A 17,071-nucleotide genomic window follows, 5' to 3' on the forward strand; every position below is an offset into this window, starting at 1 on the left:
GCAGTTCGGCCGACCGCCGACCACTGACCGCGGTCTTCTGGAAGCGGTCTGCCGGCAGATGACCGCGGACCGCCGACCACTGACCGCTGACTGCTGACTGCTGACCGCGGTCTTCCGGAAGCGGTCCGCCGTCCGTTGTCTGCGGTCTTCCGGAAGCGGTCTGCCGTCCGTTGTCTGCGGTCTTCCGGAAGCGGTCTGCCGTCCGTTGTCTGCGGTCTTCTGAAAGCGGACCGCCGACCGCTGACCGCGGTCTTCCGGAAGCGGTCCGCCGTCCGTTGTCTGCGGTCTTCCGAAAGCGGTCTTCTGAAAGCCGTCTGTGGGTAAATTGTTATCTGCGTACCATCAGTTGTTTATACCAGCACTTACAGCACGCCGTTCATGAACCGGGTCCAGATATCCCGGGTAAGGCTCTTATGGTCGGCCTCGACGTCGTAGCGAGCAAAGTACCGGCACAGGCGCTCGATGTCTCGTTGCAGCAGCCAGTTGGCACTACGATTTTGCAGGGCCACCACTGCTTGAGGGAAGTCGATTACCGTCGCTTCGCCTTCCCAGTATAGGACGTTGTAGGCCGACAGGTCACCATGGATACGATTGTGCGAGAGCATCAACTCCACATGCCATAGGAGCCGGTCGAACATGGGTTGGGCTTCCACCGGATCCAGCGCGACGCCGTTCAGGGTCGGCGCAGGATAGTTGATCTCGCCAAAATACTCCATCAGGATTGCGCTGCCAACATGGGCGATGGGACGGGGGACGTCCGCGCCCGCATTGTGTAGCGTCTCCATCATGTCGTACTCGTGTTCGATCCAGGAGAAGGTCATGACCTCCTTGCCGAAGTTAGTTTTACGTGCAACGGCTCGTTTCAGGCGGGCATCGCGCACGATCCCCTTGCCCTGGTCGTCCAGCATCAGGCGGCCTTCCTTGTAAAGGGCATCGTTGCGAAGGGTGCGGTGGATACGGGGTCGATAGATCTTGGCTGCGATCAGTTCGACCCCTGTGGCCGGATGGGCCCGGCAGCAGTAGACATTGGCCTCCTTGCCACCCTTGACGCGGGCCAGGACGTCGGTGATGACATTGTCGTAGTAGAAACCACCCAGGGCTTCACGCAGCATGGACTGCTCGCTGTCCGAGCAGGCAAAGCTGGGGGTGAACTCATCCTCGCCTTCGATTTGTTCGGTGATCCAGTCGGGAACCACGGGCCTTCCGTTGTCACGGGGATTGCGGCGGTCCTTCTGACGCCGGTGCTGCTCCCGGGAAATGACGAAGAATTGGCCGTAGTCCTCGTAATCGTCGTAGTCTGTCGTGAACTGCTTACTCATTGTTCGGCTGTTGTCTCCGTGTGATGCAACTTGCTTCGATGGTCGGTCGGTGGCGACCGGCGGGCAATGTTTGGAAACAACAAAGCGGCCGCCGGGCTGGTTAGACACCCGTGGCCGCCGATGGGATTGGATTATTCGATTCCGGGATAGCGCGGTTGGGGCGCAACGACTCTACCCGGCAATGGAATCAAAAAGGCCACGGGGATGGCTGTGCTCCCGTGGCCGCAAAAGGCGGTGTAAGACCGCGATGGGGGTTATCGCCCTCGCAGACACGAGACGCACGCGCTGAACTGAATTTGGCTGGTGGTGTTATGAACTTTTGCCATAGTCACGGCGCCTCCTTTCGGAAAAAGATTGGCACAAGTGTAGCACAGGCTGGGCCATCGTGCAAATTCAGCTGTTACTTCGGGGAAAGTAGAAAGTAAACAAGTACATAAGTATATAAGGCAGCATGACCGAAGCTTGACAATGTGCCTTGGATGGGAGTCGCTTTCCTGGGCCATTGTCATAGACCGAAAAAGAGATCGTCGACCTGTTTTGAATTCGGTGTGACAGGGGGATGGCCCTGGGTGAAGGTCTCAAAGCTGAGCCAGCGCCGACGGATGAAGCCCGGCATCCATGAAAACTGCTGGCCACCTCCCTGGCTGACATGGCAAGCCGATGCTTTCATTTTGGTGTCAAGATGGCGGCGGATGTCGATCCGCGCGTCGATGGAAGTCTGCCAGGCAATGATCTGGACCAGGTCTACGTCCTCATTGCGGCCGAATTTGCGAGGATTCTTGCCAAAAAGAGGCATGAGGCGTACGGCAAGCTTGAGAAAGCCCACGCTGAAAGCAGTAAAAAAGAGGCGTTGCGCCTGATGGGGCGGACCGGCCCCGGGGAACTGGTTCGGGTCACCGGCAACCTTGAATGCCTCGACGGTGGCCTGGTGGAGCTTGATATGGTCCGGGTGCCCATAGCCGCCAAATTCGTTGTCACAGATGACAACCTGGGGCCGGTGCTGCCGGATCGAGGTGACAATCTCTTCGATAACCTGTTTCATAGGCGCCTGGAAGAGGCTGTCCGGATGGTCATTATCGGGCGTGCCGGCCATGCCGCTGTCGCGATAGCCCAGCCAGTCTACTCCCTGTAAACAGAGAACCTGGGCGGCACAACAAAGCTCGGCCGCCCTGAGTTGGACCATGTTGGCATGATTGGCCAGCATTTCCGCATCGACCGTGCCAGCATCCCCATCGGTTGCGCACACCAGCCATACGCCGACCCCTTCTGCCGCGTATTTGGCCAGGGTACCGCCAGGGCCAAAGGACTCGTCGTCGGGATGGGCGAAAACAGCCAGCAACGTCCTTTCCTGTGAAGTCATAGATCCATGCAACCACCATAGGGGCGACCCGTTCCTGATTTCATTCGTAGGGGCGACCCATCTTCATATTCCACGCCATTGACGCCATTCACCCATCGGTCTGAGAATGGATCGCCCCTACCATCGTTTTTCGTGCGTGCGACGCAAGTGTTGGTGGCAGATCTTTTTGCCCAGTGCGCAAGAACCTGACTCGTAAGGTAATAATCCTGTTTTCCCCGTCAAGCCAACAGCGCATCGAGCGCCTGGTGATTATCGGGATAGGCCCGCAATACATCCAACATGACTGACAATCCTTCCGCGTCGTTCATCCGGGTCAGGGCCCGCCGCACCAGGGTCATCTGTTCCAGGGTCGTTTCGTCCAGAAGAAGTGCCTCGCGGCGAGTGCTGGACCGGGCGATATTGACTGCCGGGAACAGGCCCAGCTGCGCCAGCTTCCGATCCAGATGGACTTCCATGTTGCCGGTGCCCTTGAATTCCTCATAGACGACCTGGTCCAGGCGACTGTTGGTATCGATCAGGCAGGTTGCGATCAGGGTAAGGCTGCCGGCGTCCTCGGTGGTGCGCGCAGAACCAAATACCTGGCGGACTGGTGTGAGGGCCGAGGCGTCGATGCCTCCGGACAGCGTACGGCTTCCACCCCTGGCTGCCAGGTTGTGTACCCGGGCCAGTCGGGTCAGGCTGTCCATCAAGACCACCACATGCTGCCCTTCTTCGGTGAGCCGGCGAGCATGGGCCATGGCTGTATCTACCACAGCAATCTGTGCCCGTTCCGGGGCGTCCAGGTCAGCGACCAGTACTTCGCCCTGGATGGAGCGACGCAAGGCAGTGGCTTCCTCGGGGCGCTCGCCTACCAGACACACCAGAAGGTTCAGGTCCGGATCGACCGCCGCTGCCTTGGCGATGTTTTCGAGCATGGTTGTCTTGCCTGCCTGGGGCGGAGCTACGATCAAGGCGCGCTGCCCGCGGCCGACAGGCGCGACAAGATCTAACAGCCGCCCAGGGATGGCATCTGGTTTGTAGCCCAAACGAATCGGCTCTTCTGGATGAATGGCGACCAGACGTTTGAAATCGGGGCGCCCGGCAAGGTTTTCCGGTCCATGGCCGTTCACCCGCCAGACGACCTCTACTATTGGGCCTTTCCTGCCAGCGACTGCCAGGGCGTCTACATAGTCACCAGGTCGAAGCCCAAATCGACCGACCAGGTCAGGCGGCAGGAATGGATCATCCGGCCTGGGAATCGCGCCGGCCCGCAGATGTCCCCATCCTTTGCGGTTCAGGGCCAAATAGCCGAAAGCCGGAAACTGATCTTGCTCTGGAACTGGTGCTTCTGGAGCTGGGACCGCCACCCAGCGGCTGGCCGCTCCGCCTGGCTGTGAGGCAGCCCTCCAATCCGATGTCGATTGCATTTTGTGTACCTTCGGGAATTACCGTCGTTGGTTATGAAGGAAGGGGTCGATGTCGTTCTACTATTGTACCACATGGGCCAAAAAAGGCGCCAGACCGGTGGCGAGGGTGATCGCGCGCAAGGCTTGCCCATGTTCACCAGTTCCTTCTGTGCTTTCTGACACCGCCAGATCAGGTTGAATAGAAGTGCCTGTGGTATAATCGCCCAGGGGTGTCAACGAGAACTCCCGGTCAACCACCACATCAGTCCTAAGACAAACTCTAGCCATCGCGAAGGAACAGCCATGATCAAACTTATCGTGCATGCAACTCACGAAGCCGGGCTCAAGGTCGGCGGAATCGGCGCCGTTTTGGACGGATTGCTCGCCACTCCCGGTTACAATGAGGCGGTTGAACGAACTGTGCTGGTAGGCACATGGAACCATTACGATTCTGCAATGGTGGAGAGAATGCTGGCTCCACGCAATAAGTTGGATGTGATCTATAGCCCGGTTCTTGGGGTCGTCAAGACGGAGCCCCAGCTGGCGGCGAAGCTCAGTGCCGTCGAGAAAGACTATGGCGTTTCCTTGCTGTACGGTCGCCGTCGCTTTGGGCCGGCCGGGCACGAGGTGATACTGGTGCACTCCATTCATGCCAAAGAAGAGCCGGTCAACAGCTTCAAATATTACCTTTGGCGTCACTACGGCATCGATTCGGGAGAATATGAGTACGACTTTGAGTTCAAGGATTTTGTGCGTTCTGCGCCTGCCAGCTATGCAGCTCTGAGCGCTCTGGTGGGACCGGGTGCAGGGTTGCCCGGCCTTCCGGATAACGGTCGTTTTATGTTAGCCCACGAGTGGATGGGCCTGCCCTTGGTCTTTGCGGCCCAACTCACCGATCCCTGGGAGTGGCGTACCATCTTCTACGCGCACGAAATGGCCACTGCCCGAAACATCGTCGAGTTTGATGGCGGACATGACACCCGCTTTTACAACGCCATGGAGACAGCCGACGCATACGGACTGACCATGGAACAGGTCTTTGGCGATCGCGATGCCTTTTTCAAGCATGTATTGATTGAGCAGACGGTACGCTGTGACAATATTTTTGCCGTCGGTGACCTGGTGGTCGATGAGCTTCGCTTTCTGGGCGGCCTTTTTCGAACCATCAACATCGACCTGGTTTACAATGGTGTGCCCTCCTTCGAGCTTTCCCTGAAGAAAAAACTCGCTAGCAAAAAACGCCTGCAGGACTATGCTGAAAATCTCTTCGGCGATCGGCCCGACTATGTGTTCAGCCATGTGACACGCATGGTATTAAGCAAGGCCATGTGGCGCGATATCCGCGTCGCCGAACACCTGGATTCAATGCTGGCCGAAAAGGGCAAGTCGGCGGTTCTTTTCATGCTTTCTACCTCGGCGTTGCGCCCTGGTGGCCGCAATCCCGAGGACATCCGGCGTTGGGAGGAGGAGTACGGCTGGCCTGTACACCATCGTTCAGACAACGGTGATCTGACCGACCTGGAGATCCCACTCTACAACAGTATTGCGGCGTTTAACTGGAACTCCCAGGCGCTCAAGATCGTCCTGGTCAATCAGTTTGGCTGGAGCCAGGATCGCTGCGGCAAGCGCATGCCTGCCGATATGGAGTTCATGGACATTCGATTTGGCTCCGATGCCGAGTTTGGGCAGAGCATCTACGAGCCCTTCGGTATCGCTCAGGTGGAGCCTCTTAGTTTTGGCGCTCTTTGCGTCGTTTCCAACGTCTGCGGATGCGTTGGTTTCGTCCGCAAGGCAATCGCCCAGGCGAACCTGGATGAGTTCCCCAATCTGGTTGTCGCTGATTATACCACTCTACCGCCGGCCTTTCGGGTGCTAAGCCCTTGGGATGCTCTGCACCTGGGCACCGACCAGCGCGATCAGATCGAGGCGATCAACAGCACCTACGTGGCGCGTCAGATCATTGAGCGTCTGCCGGAAAACGAGTCTGAGATGCAGCGTCTGCTGGATGCCGGACAGGCTGTAGGAAGCCGGATGAGCTGGGATGTCATCGCCAGCGAATATCTATTGCGCGGCTTAAAGAACGCGACGACTTAGGATGCAGATGATGGGCTAGCGGCTCGCAGGAACGCCGTACCGGGCATGCCAGCCCTTGCCTGGCAGCGGTGCCGCCGGGTCAAGAAACGATGTCCATGGCCGGGCGTATTCTTCTGCAATGGCCGATAATGCCTCCAGGCGGGATGCGCCCACATCCCGCAGCCAGGCCTCCTGTTGGTTTTCGGGCATGGTAATGGCCTCTTTCCACACCGAGCGACCGGCAATGTAGCCGGAGGCACCGGCGCGACAGGCGATTTCCACCTGCCTGGCGAAGGTTGGGAGATCCACCCCGGCGCTGAGCACAGTCCAGGGAAGGTCGCTGGCCTCAGACACCGCCTCACAGGCAGCCAGCCAATGGTCCTGATCCTGGTCCATGCTCGCATCCACAGGAAACTCTAGCTTCAAGACGTCCGGCCTCAGTCTGCTCAGCCGGTGGGCGCTCTCGGCGATGATCTGTGGCCTGAGCGTGGCAAAACGGCGGGAGCGTTTATCGTGGAGAGGATCGATGCTGTAGGAAACCGATTCCAGAAAGAGAGGGATATCGTACTCGCGGCATTGGTCCACGACCTCCTGGACCAACTGCTCCTGCCGTTGCGCCAACGTCCCACTGTGGGGATGGAAATAGATCAGTAATTTGACAGCGTTGGCGCCCAGTCGTTTGATTTTGGCTACGCTCCAGTCGGGAAGGATGCGTGACCGGCGGGCAGTGGTTTCACCGCTGTAGCCAGTCTTCTCCACGGCGACCAGCAAGCCAGTTTGGCCGGGCAGGGCACCCGAGACGATGGCCTGGGCGGCACCAAATAGCGGATCCAGCAGCACGCCGCTGGCATGGGGAGCCAGCATGCTCACTACTTGTGCCTTGGCACTCACCGCGTCGGAAAAAGGCACACTGCCTGGATCGTCAGGATTGAGCATTTTGAAAAAGGACTGCCGGTGATCGAGGGCAAGGATGGTAAAGATGCCCGTCGGCGTAGCTGTGGCAGCTAACCCGCGATGTTTGCCAGGCAATCCTGAAAAATCAAGCATAGAGGAACTCCGTTACAGGTACCTATTGTGCCGTCACCATCTCATCGAACCTGGGGCAGTAGGACGCGATTAGCCCAGGGTTATCATCAGGCGTCCAGATCAAGTTCGACCACGGCGGAAAGATTGGTGGGTTGGTCGGGGTTCAGATCTTTGGCCCTGGCCCGGTAATAGGCCATGAGCTGGAGAACAGGCAGGTAAAGCACATTGCGGACGGTTTCGGGTAACTGGCTGTCGAAACTGATATCGACGTCCGAGTCGCCCAGTGCAAGGGTGTGTCCGCCCAGGCCGGCCATCTCCTCCATCACAGCCTGCTCGTAGCCGCGCCTGGCGTCGGATAGCAGCCCAACTACGGCCGCTGTATCGGTCACCATAGACATTGGCCCGTGGCGGAATTCGAAGAAGTGGAAGGGTTCGCTGTGGGTGAGCGTCATCTCCTTCATCTTCAGGTTGACCTCGCAAGCCAGGCCGTAGCGGGGGCCGCTGCCCAGGAAGTAGAAACGATCCAGGTCGAGGTTTGAGCCAATGGTTTTGGCAAGCGATTCGTAGCTGGAGATGAGCTTTTTTCCCTGTCCGGGCAGTTCTTTCATGGCCTCCACCAGCCTGTCCTCTCCCGCTAACGTCGCAGCGAGCGCTGTCGTCGCCACGTACATCGAAGCGAAGGAGCGGGTCTGAGCAACGCTCTTCTCCTGGCCGGCCGGGATGGCGATTGTCACATCGCCCAGTTCGGCCAGGGGCGTGTCGTCGTAATTGGTGACCACCATCACATCGCCAAGGTTCCTGGCTTTGAACTGGCGGGCGGCGGCGATGGTTTCGGAGGTCGTGCCGGAGCGGCTTACAGCCACCAGCAGCGTTCGGCGTCCCTCCAGCGAACCATAACTGGCGAGCGGGTAGAGATACAGTTCGCCGCCTGGAATCCCACCAGCAGGCATGTCCATCAATGTCTGCCAGAGGGAGGATGCCGCCAGGGAGAGATAGTAGGTTGAGCCGCAGCCAGTGAATACGACGTTATCGTACTGGCCGTCTTGCCAGAATGCTCTCAGCGACGACGCTTGAGAGACGACGACGTCCGTGGCTTCCTGCCAGGCGTCGGTCTGGGTTATGATTTCATGATATGTGGCCAGTCCAACTTCAGTATGATTGTCCATATCGACAGTGTCCTTTTGACTCCCAATTCATGATTCGGGCGGAACGGGCCCATAGGTCGTGCGTGCAGTCACGGAGCCCGCAGAGGTTGGCAAGCTGTCCATTAAGCTGCCCGCTTCCTGGTAGATGGCAATGATGTTTGCCAATGGCGTATCCACCTGAACGGCGTGGCTCGGCGAGAGGATAAACCCGCCCCCTCTGCCCATCACGTCGATGATATGCCTGATTGTGCTCCTGACCTCCCGCTCGCTGGCCCGTGGCAGGAGTTGTTGCACATCAGCCCCACCGTGGAAACCGAGTTGATCTCCATAGGTCGATTTCAGGTTCTCGGGCACCATGTTGTCGGCCGAGAACTGCAAGACATCCAGAACATCGATGCCCATCTCGATCAGGCCGGGCAATGCGTCGACAACAGAACCGCAGGAATGGTACATGATGCGGCCACCGAGTTCATGCACGCGGCGGTTGAAGCGTTCATGATGCGGGAAGATCAACTGCCGCCACATCGGCAGTGACATCATCATACCGCGCTGATGGGCGATATCATCGCTGGTCCAGATGAGGTCAATCCGATCTCCCAGGGCGGCCAGTACCCTCTCCGCCAACACGATGAAAACATCGGTGATGCGGCGCATGATCTCGAAGGGAATGTCGGGATTGAGCGCCATATCGTAAAAAACCTGTTCCATGCCGCGCATATAGTTGGTTATCTCGTAGAAACCACCCGGGTCGCCAAAATCCTCGAGGAATATGGCGTATTCTGTATCCCGATCCCAGGCCCCGATGGCTTCGACCATGGAGCTCACATCCCACCAGTCAGGATCGGGCCACCGATAGTTGCTCAACGCACTTGCATCCTGGATGTCAGCCAGGGGATGGCCGGCCGGCTCATAGTAGACGCCTCCATCATAGGATACCGGACTCCAGGTGATTCCCCAGGCATCCTGGTAACTGCCGTCGGAATAGGTCGGCAAAGGTGGGCCCACGTACCGCCACCGGGGATGGCGCACGTCAACACCGAAGTACTTCAAGACAGACTCGTCGTTGGGCAATCCCAGATGCGCTTTCAGGTTGGACCAGGTCTCCGGCGTTGCCAGGAAATCAACTGGAACCCGGTCGGTTTCCTGGTGCTGCAAGGCAAGTCGGACCCGCTCGCGTGGCGTGATCACACCCATGTTCATGGCTTGTATTCCCGTACCAGATCCATGCAACGATTAGCCGTGTCCACATCCGGGACATCCTTGACGTGATAGAAGACGCCGCCCGGCAGTCGATGCTTTTCAAGCGCCTTGCAGAATTCTCCAAATCCAACGGTATAGACGATCAGCGGCATATCACCTGTCTGTTTTTTGACCTGATCCAAGATCTCATAAGCGGGAGGGTGTCCTTCTTCGTCTGTCAACGCGATTGCCCTCAGGCCCTTGAGCGTGGAAGCCGCCTGCAACAAGCGGCGGCCATTGCTGTGGATATGTAGAACCCCGCCATCAAACGCTGCAAGTATCCTTTCAACCGGTTCTCTGCCCCATTCTTCGAAATAATCAACCGACGTCATGTGGAAGGCGTCGATGCTTTCCGACACGATTCGACCACCGGGTATCCACCCGGCAAAGTTACTGATTGTGCCCCCATCCAACAATGGTGCCCGGTCGAAGAACAGATTCTGAACTTTGACATTCAGATCGAAGGCGTAATCGATCACCCGCTTCATCATTTCCGGATGATCGATCACGCCATAATAGGTCTCGGTGGCTCCCATCAACTCATAGGCAAAGAGCAGACTATCAATCAGTATGAAGTGGCTGATGCCCCATTTGCCTCGGGACTCCTGCAAAAAGATGTCCAATTGGCGCAGATAACGCTGCAACCATTCATTGTGGGGATCACGAGGGTCAAAGGGCGCCAATTGGTCAAACTGCGACCAGTCTTCCAGTATCGGCACAACCATCGATGAGATCCAGCCAGAGTCTGGATCGCACAAGAAACGCACCTGACCGCCCACCAATCCGCCATAGAGACCCTGGTCCATCTCGCTCAAATAGCCGCCCGGGATGGAATCGTCGCGCACGTCGATCTTCTCCAGGTAACGGGCGTCCCAATACCTGGCTCGCTCCAGAGGGTCTGGGTACTTGCACATTCCCTCGGGGTGAGTGACAGCCATTTCTTGCAGAGCAACACTGGGTATTTCCATGGAAGCCAGGATGATTTCTTGATCGCGATCCTCGTACAAGCGGCGCAATCGCTCCAATACATAATAACCGTCAGGTTTATAGCTGAGAGGAAAGGACACTCCTGGTTTTCTCCTTTGCTAACATTCTCACAGGCGATAGTAACCCACGACTGTCCGGCTGGTAGCCGGACCTACACATCTTCATGGTCATTTACGCCCGATTGTACTGGATTTGAATGGGCAACGCGCCCGCTTCCGAGATGGTTTCCAGGATGACATTCAGACTGGCACAACGGACGTGCTCAGGGATATCCTCGGTAACACCCATCAGAAAACGATCTCCCGGGGCGGCAAAATCACGTTTGGCATCTCCACCCGGCAGAGCTGAACCCGTTCTACCACGGCCAATCCTGCGTTGCGCAACTGGCGTTCGCCCTCACCACGCGGAAACAAGCCGCCATAGATGCTCAGTGGAACTTGATCTGTATGTTCACCGCGCAGCGTGGCCTGTATGCGAGACCTGGGGGTATATGACATTGGCCTACTGCTCTTGTACCGCTTCGATCAATGCGACCATGTTCTCCACCGGAGCATCGGCCATAACGGCGTGGGCGGGACCTACGATGAAGCCCCCATCTGCTCCAATTTCCTCGATCAAGCGCCGGACTTCTGCTCTGACCTGTTGGGGAGTTCCGTGGGGCAGAAGCTCCTGAATGCCGACGCCGCCGTGGAAAGAGAGCCGGTCGCCGTATTCATGTTTGACCTCGTAGACGTTTCTTATCTCCGGCTGAAAGGGATTGTAGATATCCAGACCGATCTCGATGAAGTCCTCGAAGATGGCGTCAATCTGACCATCAGAGTGCATATAGACAAACTTTCCGGCCTCTTTGATCCTGGCGAACATGCGCTTCATGTAGGGCTTGAAGAAGGTTCGCCAGTGCCGGGGGCCCATAATCAGACCACTTGTCTGCGAACCCAGATCCTCGCCGAAGGCGAAGGCATCGATACCGTACTGCACCGAACGGTCGATGAACGTCAGATAATACTCGGTGATGCCCTCAAGAAGATCGTGTACGAAGCCTGGATTGAGTATCAAGTCGGTGAGCAAATTCTCCATACCGCGCAGCGCATAGGCGACTTCGAAGAGATGTCCCTCAAAGCCGATGATGAAGGTCTCCCGGTTTTCCTCGACAAAGCGCGGATAGTGGGCGAAATCCTCCGGCCGGGGAGGATCAGGGAAGGTGTAGTGGGCCAGGGTCGGCTCCGGCAGAACGCAGTTCGCCGGCCGTCCCCACTCTCCTTCCCCGTACAGGCCTCGGGTATCCCATACCACACCCCACCCATCTCGCCAGAGGCCGGGTTCTACTTGCTCTTCCAGGCCGTGGAATTGCCCTTTACCCGTTGGCTCGACAAAGCGGAAGTGATTTCCCACCCAGATGTCGAAGAAACCTGGATCGGCCAGACGCTGGTCGCCATAATAATCGGCCAGCATGGCGAGAGCATGCCCGGTAAACTCGAAAGCCCAGGGCGTCCGATCGGGCTGCTCGTGACGGAGCGCTGTTAATACTCTTTCTCGTGGATTCATGGTCCTGATATCTTCTCTTGTGAAGCTTGGGAAACAGGCATCGCCTACGCCAGCCCACACCAGTCCAAGGCCAGCAGAGCCAATACCTGCGTGGCGGTCACCAAATCGTCGACGACCATGTATTCGTCGGCGGCGTGGGCGTGGTCGCCCCGCACGCCGTAATGGACTGCCGGAATGCCGAAGTCGCGCTGAACGGCGTACAAATCAGAGGGCCCATCAATCGGCCTGACCTCCGCTGGATGTCCGGTGACTTCGCTGACGCACCGGTTCAGGCTCTGGACAATCGGCGCATCAACCGGAATCTCCGAGGCTGGCATCCAGCGGATCGGAAACTCGAGCCGTGGTCGGCTGGCAAACAACCCGGGCCTGTCAGCGATCACATCGTCCAGCCATGTGTGAAACTCCCCTTCGACCTCCTCTTGTCTCTCGCCCATCATCAGTTGCCAGTATAACTCGACCCTGGCCTCAGCCGGTACCGTGATCGGCACATTGTTGCCCCATCCTCCCGAGCTGACCTTGGTGACCCAGACCGGCACCGGGTCCATCGGTCCGGGCTGCCAATTGGGCGCCCTGGCCCGGCGCCGTTGCCGAAAGACAGCTACGCAGTTCAGCAGATGCGTCAGTTGGTCGATGACGCCACCATCTTCTTCATCCTCGAACATAATACCCTCGGAGCCTGTCAGCGTGATGTGCACCGTGCGGCCGCCGCGATTGCCGTTGTTGATGACCGTCAGACCGGATGGTTCGGTGATGACCACCGCATCGCCGTTGTCGCCGCGCACTCGACCAGCGATGGTGCCGTTCACGCCGCCAAACTCCTCGTCAACAATCGACTCGCCGATCAGGTCTCCCTTGAGAGTAATGCCCAGTTCCTGGAGCGCGCGCATCACACCCAGGATCAGAACGACGCCGCTTTTCATATCGAACGCACCCAGGCCGTAGAGCTTGCCGTCCTCCACTTGACCACCGAACGGATCGTGTTGCCAGGGCAAAACACCCAGCGGCACCGTGTCGATGTGACCGCTGAGCACCAGAGAGCGGCCGCCCCCCATGCCCTTGCGCCGGGCGACCACATTGGGTCGATTGCGGTAATCACGATGGGGCCAGTAAGATGGATGCTCTTTCAAACCGGGCACGTCATCCAGGTAGTAGACTTCCGGCTCCAATTTCATCTTTCGAAGGTGCCGGGCGACAGCCATCTGGCAGGCATATTCGTCGCCGGTGGGTGGATGATTGATTGAGGGGATACGAACCAGTTCCTGCGTGGCGCTGATCAGATAGTCGCGCAGTGATTCAACCTGTTTTAGTACGCTTTGTCGAATATCAGACATCCAAGTTTGAGTTCCTTCCGGCTGAAAAGCCTGTCTGTCAGGCGCTTACGGATCGCCTGCTGGCGTAGCGTGCACTGCGTTCCGGCGCAAGTGTTAACAATTGACCATTAACTAGCCCTTGGTGGCGCCCAGCGTGATGCCCTCGATCACCCGCTCGGACATAACGATGAACAGAATAAGGGTGGGCACCATGACGATGACCACTCCTGCGAATAGGCCCACCCAGTCGGAGGTGTATTGCATAGACCCTTGCAGGCCATAAAGGCCCAGGGACAACGTGCGCTTATCCTGGTCGTTGATCATCACCAGCGCCAGCATGTATTCATTCCACAGGCCGATAAAATTGAAGATCGCTGCGGTGATGATCCCCGGCGAGGCCAATGGCAGCATCACCCGGTAGAAGACCTGGTATTCCGAAGCCCCGTCGATGGCTGCCGAGTCCTCCAGTTCCGATGGCAGAGAGCGGAAAAAGCCGGTCAGGAGAAAGATGGTGAACGGCAGCGAGAGGGCTACGTAGACGACCATCAGTCCCGGCAAGGTGTCCACGAGCCTGATCCCGGACAACAGGACAAATAGTGGCACAAGCAGCAGTTGATAGGGCACTCCCATTCCGATGATGAAGGAATTGCTCACCACTTCTCGCCCGCGGAATGGCACGCGACTCAACACGTAGGCCGCCGGCGCCGAGACTGCCACGATGGCTGCGGTGGAGATACCGACCACCACAATGCTGTTCAGGAAGTAGTCGCCCATGCGCACTACACTCCATGCCTTTTGGTAGTTCTCGAAGTGCAGCGTTGATGGCAAAGACCATGCGCTGGTAAACAGTTCTTGATTGTCTTTGAAGGAGGATACGATGATCCACAGGAAGGCGAAGATCGTAAAGGCGGTCCATAGCAGGAGAATTCCCGTGGCTGACAGGCGAGCCAGTGCACCAAGAAGCTGGTTCCACGAAGTCGAGACTCTGGATTGAGAGGGGATTGAGGGTGCTGGTAGTTTCTGATCCATAACCGTTTCTCCCTAGAACTCGATCGGGTCGCGGCGCATCAGTCGTCGCGAGACCAGAACAAAGATGGCCACCAGGATGAGCAACGTAACGGCCACTGCCGTGCCATAGCCCATACGGAATACGGCATCCCGCTTGCCGAAAGAAAGAATGTACATGTATACGGCGGTAGTCCAGATCGGGCGTGGAGGGCGAATGCCGGCGAAGGCGTACATGAACTCGAACTGTTTGATAGCGCCGATGCCCCACAGCACGATCGCTATCGTGAGCACATCCCAGAGAAGGGGGATGGTGATCCGGACGAAGATCTGCAATTGATTGGCACCCTCGACTTTGGCGGCGTCGAATAGCTCTGGTGATATCTTGTCCACGCCGGCCAGCAGCAAAACTACGTAAAAACCAACGTAGATCCATACCAGCGCCACGATGACGGCCCAGGGAATCAGATTGGGACCGGTCCATGTGGTCTTGGACAGCCCCTCCAGGCCAATCAGGTCAAAGAAGCCATTCAAGAGGCCAAAGTTGCGGTTATAGATGAATGCCCAGAGTGTTGCCAGGGCTACCGTGGCCACTACGTTGGGAAAAAAAAGCACCGCCCGGAGCACTTTCTTGCCGCGTATGCCTGAACTCAGAATACCGGTAAACAGGAAAGCGATGCCAAAGATCAACACACCACCGGCAATCAGAATGAGCAGGGTGAAACGCAACGTACCCCAATACACCTTGTCGCCAAGCAATTCCTGGAAGTTTGCCAGGCCGATGAAGGTCCGGGTTGGCGTAAACCCGGACCAGTCATACATGCTGACGATCAGCGCCTGAATAGCGGGGTAGATGAAAAAGACGATGTATAGGATGCCGGCCGGCGCCAAGAACGGGATCACTATCTTCTTTCGGTCCTTGCGCATGGTACCTCCCTGGATTTTGATGGGAGGGCTGGGGCATAGTGAGTCTGCCCCAGCCCTGCAAACTAGGGATTTGGCTAGCGGTCTCTCTCCGGCGTCGGCGTCGGCTTCGACCAGTAATCCACAGTTTCTGCCTTGAGAGTCTCGATGAACTCCTCAGCTGTGATCTGTTGGGTGATCAGCTGGTCGTCGAGCGGCAGGAAGATCGATATCCACCACGACGGGAAGTCGGACTGAACACCATCGTAGGGCTTGAACAGCAGCGTGTTGGCGTCAAACCAGTCCTTGACGTCGGGCAGCACATCGGGGATGGGCACATCCGCCCGCGCCGACATATTTTTGCCCTCTTCAACCGACTTCTCGCGGAATTGCTTCTGCATGCTGAACTTCATGAACTCCCGGGCCGCGGCTGCATTCTGAGCATCCTTGGGTATCACCCAGCCAATCAGATAAGACTCCATTTCGGTCATCTTACCCTTGCCACCCTCCACCTCAGGGAAGAGAAAACCGCGGTACTTGAAGTCAGGTTTAGCGGTCTGCTTGGTCTCGTTTGGCACCCAGCTTCCCACCAGGATCGCCGCTGCATCACCCTGTGACCAGGCCACCTGGCCGGCCGGCCAGATATTCCCATCCCATCCGGGCATGAAATAGCCTTTTTCAGCCGGCTCCTGCACCATCTGGGCTACCTTGAGCCAGCCCGGATCATCCCAGGCCGCGCCGGTGGTATCAGAGACGGCGTTATGCCATGCACCAGGACCCATGACGCGTTCAGCCAGCCAATAGAAGAAGTAGGCGTTATAGAAGTCGACCGTGCCATCCTGGGCGAAGCAGGCCTTGTCCTGACCCTTGAGCGTCTCACACATCTGCATCAGTTCATCCCAGGTCTCAGGCACACTCAGGCCGTTTTCTGAAAAGAAGTTCTCGTCATACCAGAAGGCTGAGGTGATGATCTGATAGGGGATGAACACAACCTCTCCATCCACCTTGTAGGGCTCCAGCACACCGGGGACGAAGACATCGCTGAACTGGACATCCTCTCCATAAGCCTGTTCTGTAAGCAGATTGTCGAGTGGCGTAGTCAGGTCGTTTTTCATCAGCGCTGCATTGAGCTCGTCCGCAGCGTGATCAACCAGGTCGAGCTGCGTGCCGGCCAGCAACGCCGAACGAACTTTCGTCAGCACTTCACGCCCTGCCCATGTGACCTCGACGTTAACGTTGGGATATGCCTTCTCAAACTCCGCAACAGTCTCGGCGATGACCATCTGCTCCGGTTCGCCTTCGTTCCACATGACCCAGTAGACCAGGTCGCCGGAGATCTCGCCCTCGGCTGCAGCCGGCGCATCTGCGACTGGGAATGCCTGAGGGGCCGCAGCGGGGGCTGCGCAGGCACTGAGCAGCAGTGCCAATGTCAACAGAATCAGCAGAAATGTCCTTGGGGTATTCATTGGTTTCTCCTCGTTGGGTTAGGCATTGAAAGAGACTTCGAAATCCGATCTGCCAGGTACTAACTGCAATTGAGTATTCGTTCGATCATCACCTCCTTGCCGGGGTCAGGTAACCATCATTATGCCAGCAATCGCCTTGCATTCAATTAACCAACTCCAGTCGTAATCTATCATTTGAAAGGATCACTTTACAGCCCCTGCGGTCAGGCCTTGCATGATAAAACGCTGGAACACCAGGGCCAGGATCACCGGCGGCAGGCTGGCCAGCACCCCGGCCGCAGCGATGCGCAGGTATTCCAGGCCAAGCT

Annotated in this window: 15 protein-coding genes; 1 reads left to right on the top strand and 14 read right to left on the bottom strand. The window is 57.5% G+C overall.

All coding sequences use genetic code 11. The features are described from left to right. Nucleotides 1-362: 362 nt before the first annotated feature. From U9R25_05705 to U9R25_05720, 4 genes are all read right to left on the bottom strand, one after another. On the bottom strand, nucleotides 363-1,319 hold the full coding sequence (locus tag U9R25_05705) for an RIO1 family regulatory kinase/ATPase (protein ID MEA3335385.1): 957 nt from the start codon (nucleotides 1,317-1,319) through the stop codon (nucleotides 363-365). A gap of 505 nt (nucleotides 1,320-1,824) precedes the next feature. Then, entirely contained in the window at nucleotides 1,825-2,679 is an 855-nt protein-coding gene (locus tag U9R25_05710) for a PIG-L family deacetylase (GenBank protein MEA3335386.1), read from the bottom strand. Nucleotides 2,680-2,897: 218 nt separating this feature from the next. After that, nucleotides 2,898-4,085 carry a transcription termination factor Rho gene (gene rho / locus U9R25_05715; GenBank protein MEA3335387.1) on the bottom strand — a complete coding sequence of 396 codons (1,188 nt, stop codon included), beginning with the start codon at nucleotides 4,083-4,085 and terminating at the stop codon, nucleotides 2,898-2,900. 60 nt (nucleotides 4,086-4,145) lie between these two features. Then, a complete protein-coding gene (locus U9R25_05720; protein ID MEA3335388.1) occupies nucleotides 4,146-4,322 on the bottom strand; it encodes a hypothetical protein in 177 nt (58 codons plus the stop codon). Nucleotides 4,323-4,367: 45 nt separating this feature from the next. On the opposite strand from U9R25_05720, the gene U9R25_05725 reads away from it, so the two are divergent. Then, complete coding sequence (locus U9R25_05725) at nucleotides 4,368-6,158, top strand: hypothetical protein (protein MEA3335389.1); 1,791 nt, start codon at nucleotides 4,368-4,370, stop codon at nucleotides 6,156-6,158. Between the two features lie 15 nt (nucleotides 6,159-6,173). On the opposite strand, the gene U9R25_05730 is transcribed toward U9R25_05725, so the two are convergent. The 10 genes from U9R25_05730 to U9R25_05775 form a co-directional block, all read right to left on the bottom strand. After that, nucleotides 6,174-7,184 carry a tagatose 1,6-diphosphate aldolase gene (locus U9R25_05730; GenBank protein ID MEA3335390.1) on the bottom strand — a complete coding sequence of 337 codons (1,011 nt, stop codon included), beginning with the start codon at nucleotides 7,182-7,184 and terminating at the stop codon, nucleotides 6,174-6,176. A gap of 86 nt (nucleotides 7,185-7,270) precedes the next feature. Further along, complete coding sequence (locus U9R25_05735; GenBank protein MEA3335391.1) at nucleotides 7,271-8,329, bottom strand: SIS domain-containing protein; 1,059 nt, start codon at nucleotides 8,327-8,329, stop codon at nucleotides 7,271-7,273. 27 nt (nucleotides 8,330-8,356) lie between these two features. Further along, the gene (locus U9R25_05740) at nucleotides 8,357-9,508 is read right to left on the bottom strand and encodes a uroporphyrinogen decarboxylase family protein (GenBank protein ID MEA3335392.1); all 1,152 of its coding nucleotides are present in this window, start codon (nucleotides 9,506-9,508) and stop codon (nucleotides 8,357-8,359) included. Continuing rightward, on the bottom strand, nucleotides 9,505-10,614 hold the full coding sequence (locus U9R25_05745) for a hypothetical protein (GenBank protein ID MEA3335393.1): 1,110 nt from the start codon (nucleotides 10,612-10,614) through the stop codon (nucleotides 9,505-9,507). The genes U9R25_05740 and U9R25_05745 overlap by 4 nt, the downstream gene beginning before the upstream one ends. A 207-nt stretch (nucleotides 10,615-10,821) precedes the next feature. After that, complete coding sequence (locus tag U9R25_05750; GenBank protein ID MEA3335394.1) at nucleotides 10,822-11,031, bottom strand: hypothetical protein; 210 nt, start codon at nucleotides 11,029-11,031, stop codon at nucleotides 10,822-10,824. A gap of 4 nt (nucleotides 11,032-11,035) precedes the next feature. Beyond that, nucleotides 11,036-12,079 (bottom strand): uroporphyrinogen decarboxylase family protein, encoded by a 1,044-nt coding sequence (locus tag U9R25_05755; protein ID MEA3335395.1) that lies wholly within the window; start codon nucleotides 12,077-12,079, stop codon nucleotides 11,036-11,038. Between the two features lie 44 nt (nucleotides 12,080-12,123). Further along, on the bottom strand, nucleotides 12,124-13,410 hold the full coding sequence (locus U9R25_05760; GenBank protein ID MEA3335396.1) for a M20/M25/M40 family metallo-hydrolase: 1,287 nt from the start codon (nucleotides 13,408-13,410) through the stop codon (nucleotides 12,124-12,126). 111 nt (nucleotides 13,411-13,521) lie between these two features. Beyond that, complete coding sequence (locus U9R25_05765) at nucleotides 13,522-14,418, bottom strand: carbohydrate ABC transporter permease (GenBank protein MEA3335397.1); 897 nt, start codon at nucleotides 14,416-14,418, stop codon at nucleotides 13,522-13,524. A 12-nt stretch (nucleotides 14,419-14,430) separates the two neighbouring features. After that, entirely contained in the window at nucleotides 14,431-15,321 is an 891-nt protein-coding gene (locus U9R25_05770) for a sugar ABC transporter permease (protein ID MEA3335398.1), read from the bottom strand. 74 nt (nucleotides 15,322-15,395) lie between these two features. Further along, a complete protein-coding gene (locus U9R25_05775) occupies nucleotides 15,396-16,763 on the bottom strand; it encodes an extracellular solute-binding protein (GenBank protein ID MEA3335399.1) in 1,368 nt (455 codons plus the stop codon). Nucleotides 16,764-17,071 lie beyond the last annotated feature (308 nt).

The organism is Chloroflexota bacterium (assembly GCA_034717495.1).
Lineage (GTDB): Bacteria > Chloroflexota > Anaerolineae > JAAEKA01 > JAAEKA01 > JAYELL01.

Coding starts and splice junctions, on each gene's coding strand:
- U9R25_05705 (MEA3335385.1), bottom strand. CDS start 1,319: ATGAGTAAGCAGTTCACGACAGACTACGACGATTACGAGGACTACGGC.
- U9R25_05710 (MEA3335386.1), bottom strand. CDS start 2,679: ATGACTTCACAGGAAAGGACGTTGCTGGCTGTTTTCGCCCATCCCGAC.
- rho (MEA3335387.1), bottom strand. CDS start 4,085: ATGCAATCGACATCGGATTGGAGGGCTGCCTCACAGCCAGGCGGAGCG.
- U9R25_05725 (MEA3335389.1), top strand. CDS start 4,368: ATGATCAAACTTATCGTGCATGCAACTCACGAAGCCGGGCTCAAGGTC.
- U9R25_05730 (MEA3335390.1), bottom strand. CDS start 7,184: ATGCTTGATTTTTCAGGATTGCCTGGCAAACATCGCGGGTTAGCTGCC.
- U9R25_05735 (MEA3335391.1), bottom strand. CDS start 8,329: ATGGACAATCATACTGAAGTTGGACTGGCCACATATCATGAAATCATA.
- U9R25_05740 (MEA3335392.1), bottom strand. CDS start 9,508: ATGAACATGGGTGTGATCACGCCACGCGAGCGGGTCCGACTTGCCTTG.
- U9R25_05750 (MEA3335394.1), bottom strand. CDS start 11,031: ATGTCATATACCCCCAGGTCTCGCATACAGGCCACGCTGCGCGGTGAA.
- U9R25_05755 (MEA3335395.1), bottom strand. CDS start 12,079: ATGAATCCACGAGAAAGAGTATTAACAGCGCTCCGTCACGAGCAGCCC.
- U9R25_05760 (MEA3335396.1), bottom strand. CDS start 13,410: ATGTCTGATATTCGACAAAGCGTACTAAAACAGGTTGAATCACTGCGC.
- U9R25_05765 (MEA3335397.1), bottom strand. CDS start 14,418: ATGGATCAGAAACTACCAGCACCCTCAATCCCCTCTCAATCCAGAGTC.
- U9R25_05770 (MEA3335398.1), bottom strand. CDS start 15,321: ATGCGCAAGGACCGAAAGAAGATAGTGATCCCGTTCTTGGCGCCGGCC.
- U9R25_05775 (MEA3335399.1), bottom strand. CDS start 16,763: ATGAATACCCCAAGGACATTTCTGCTGATTCTGTTGACATTGGCACTG.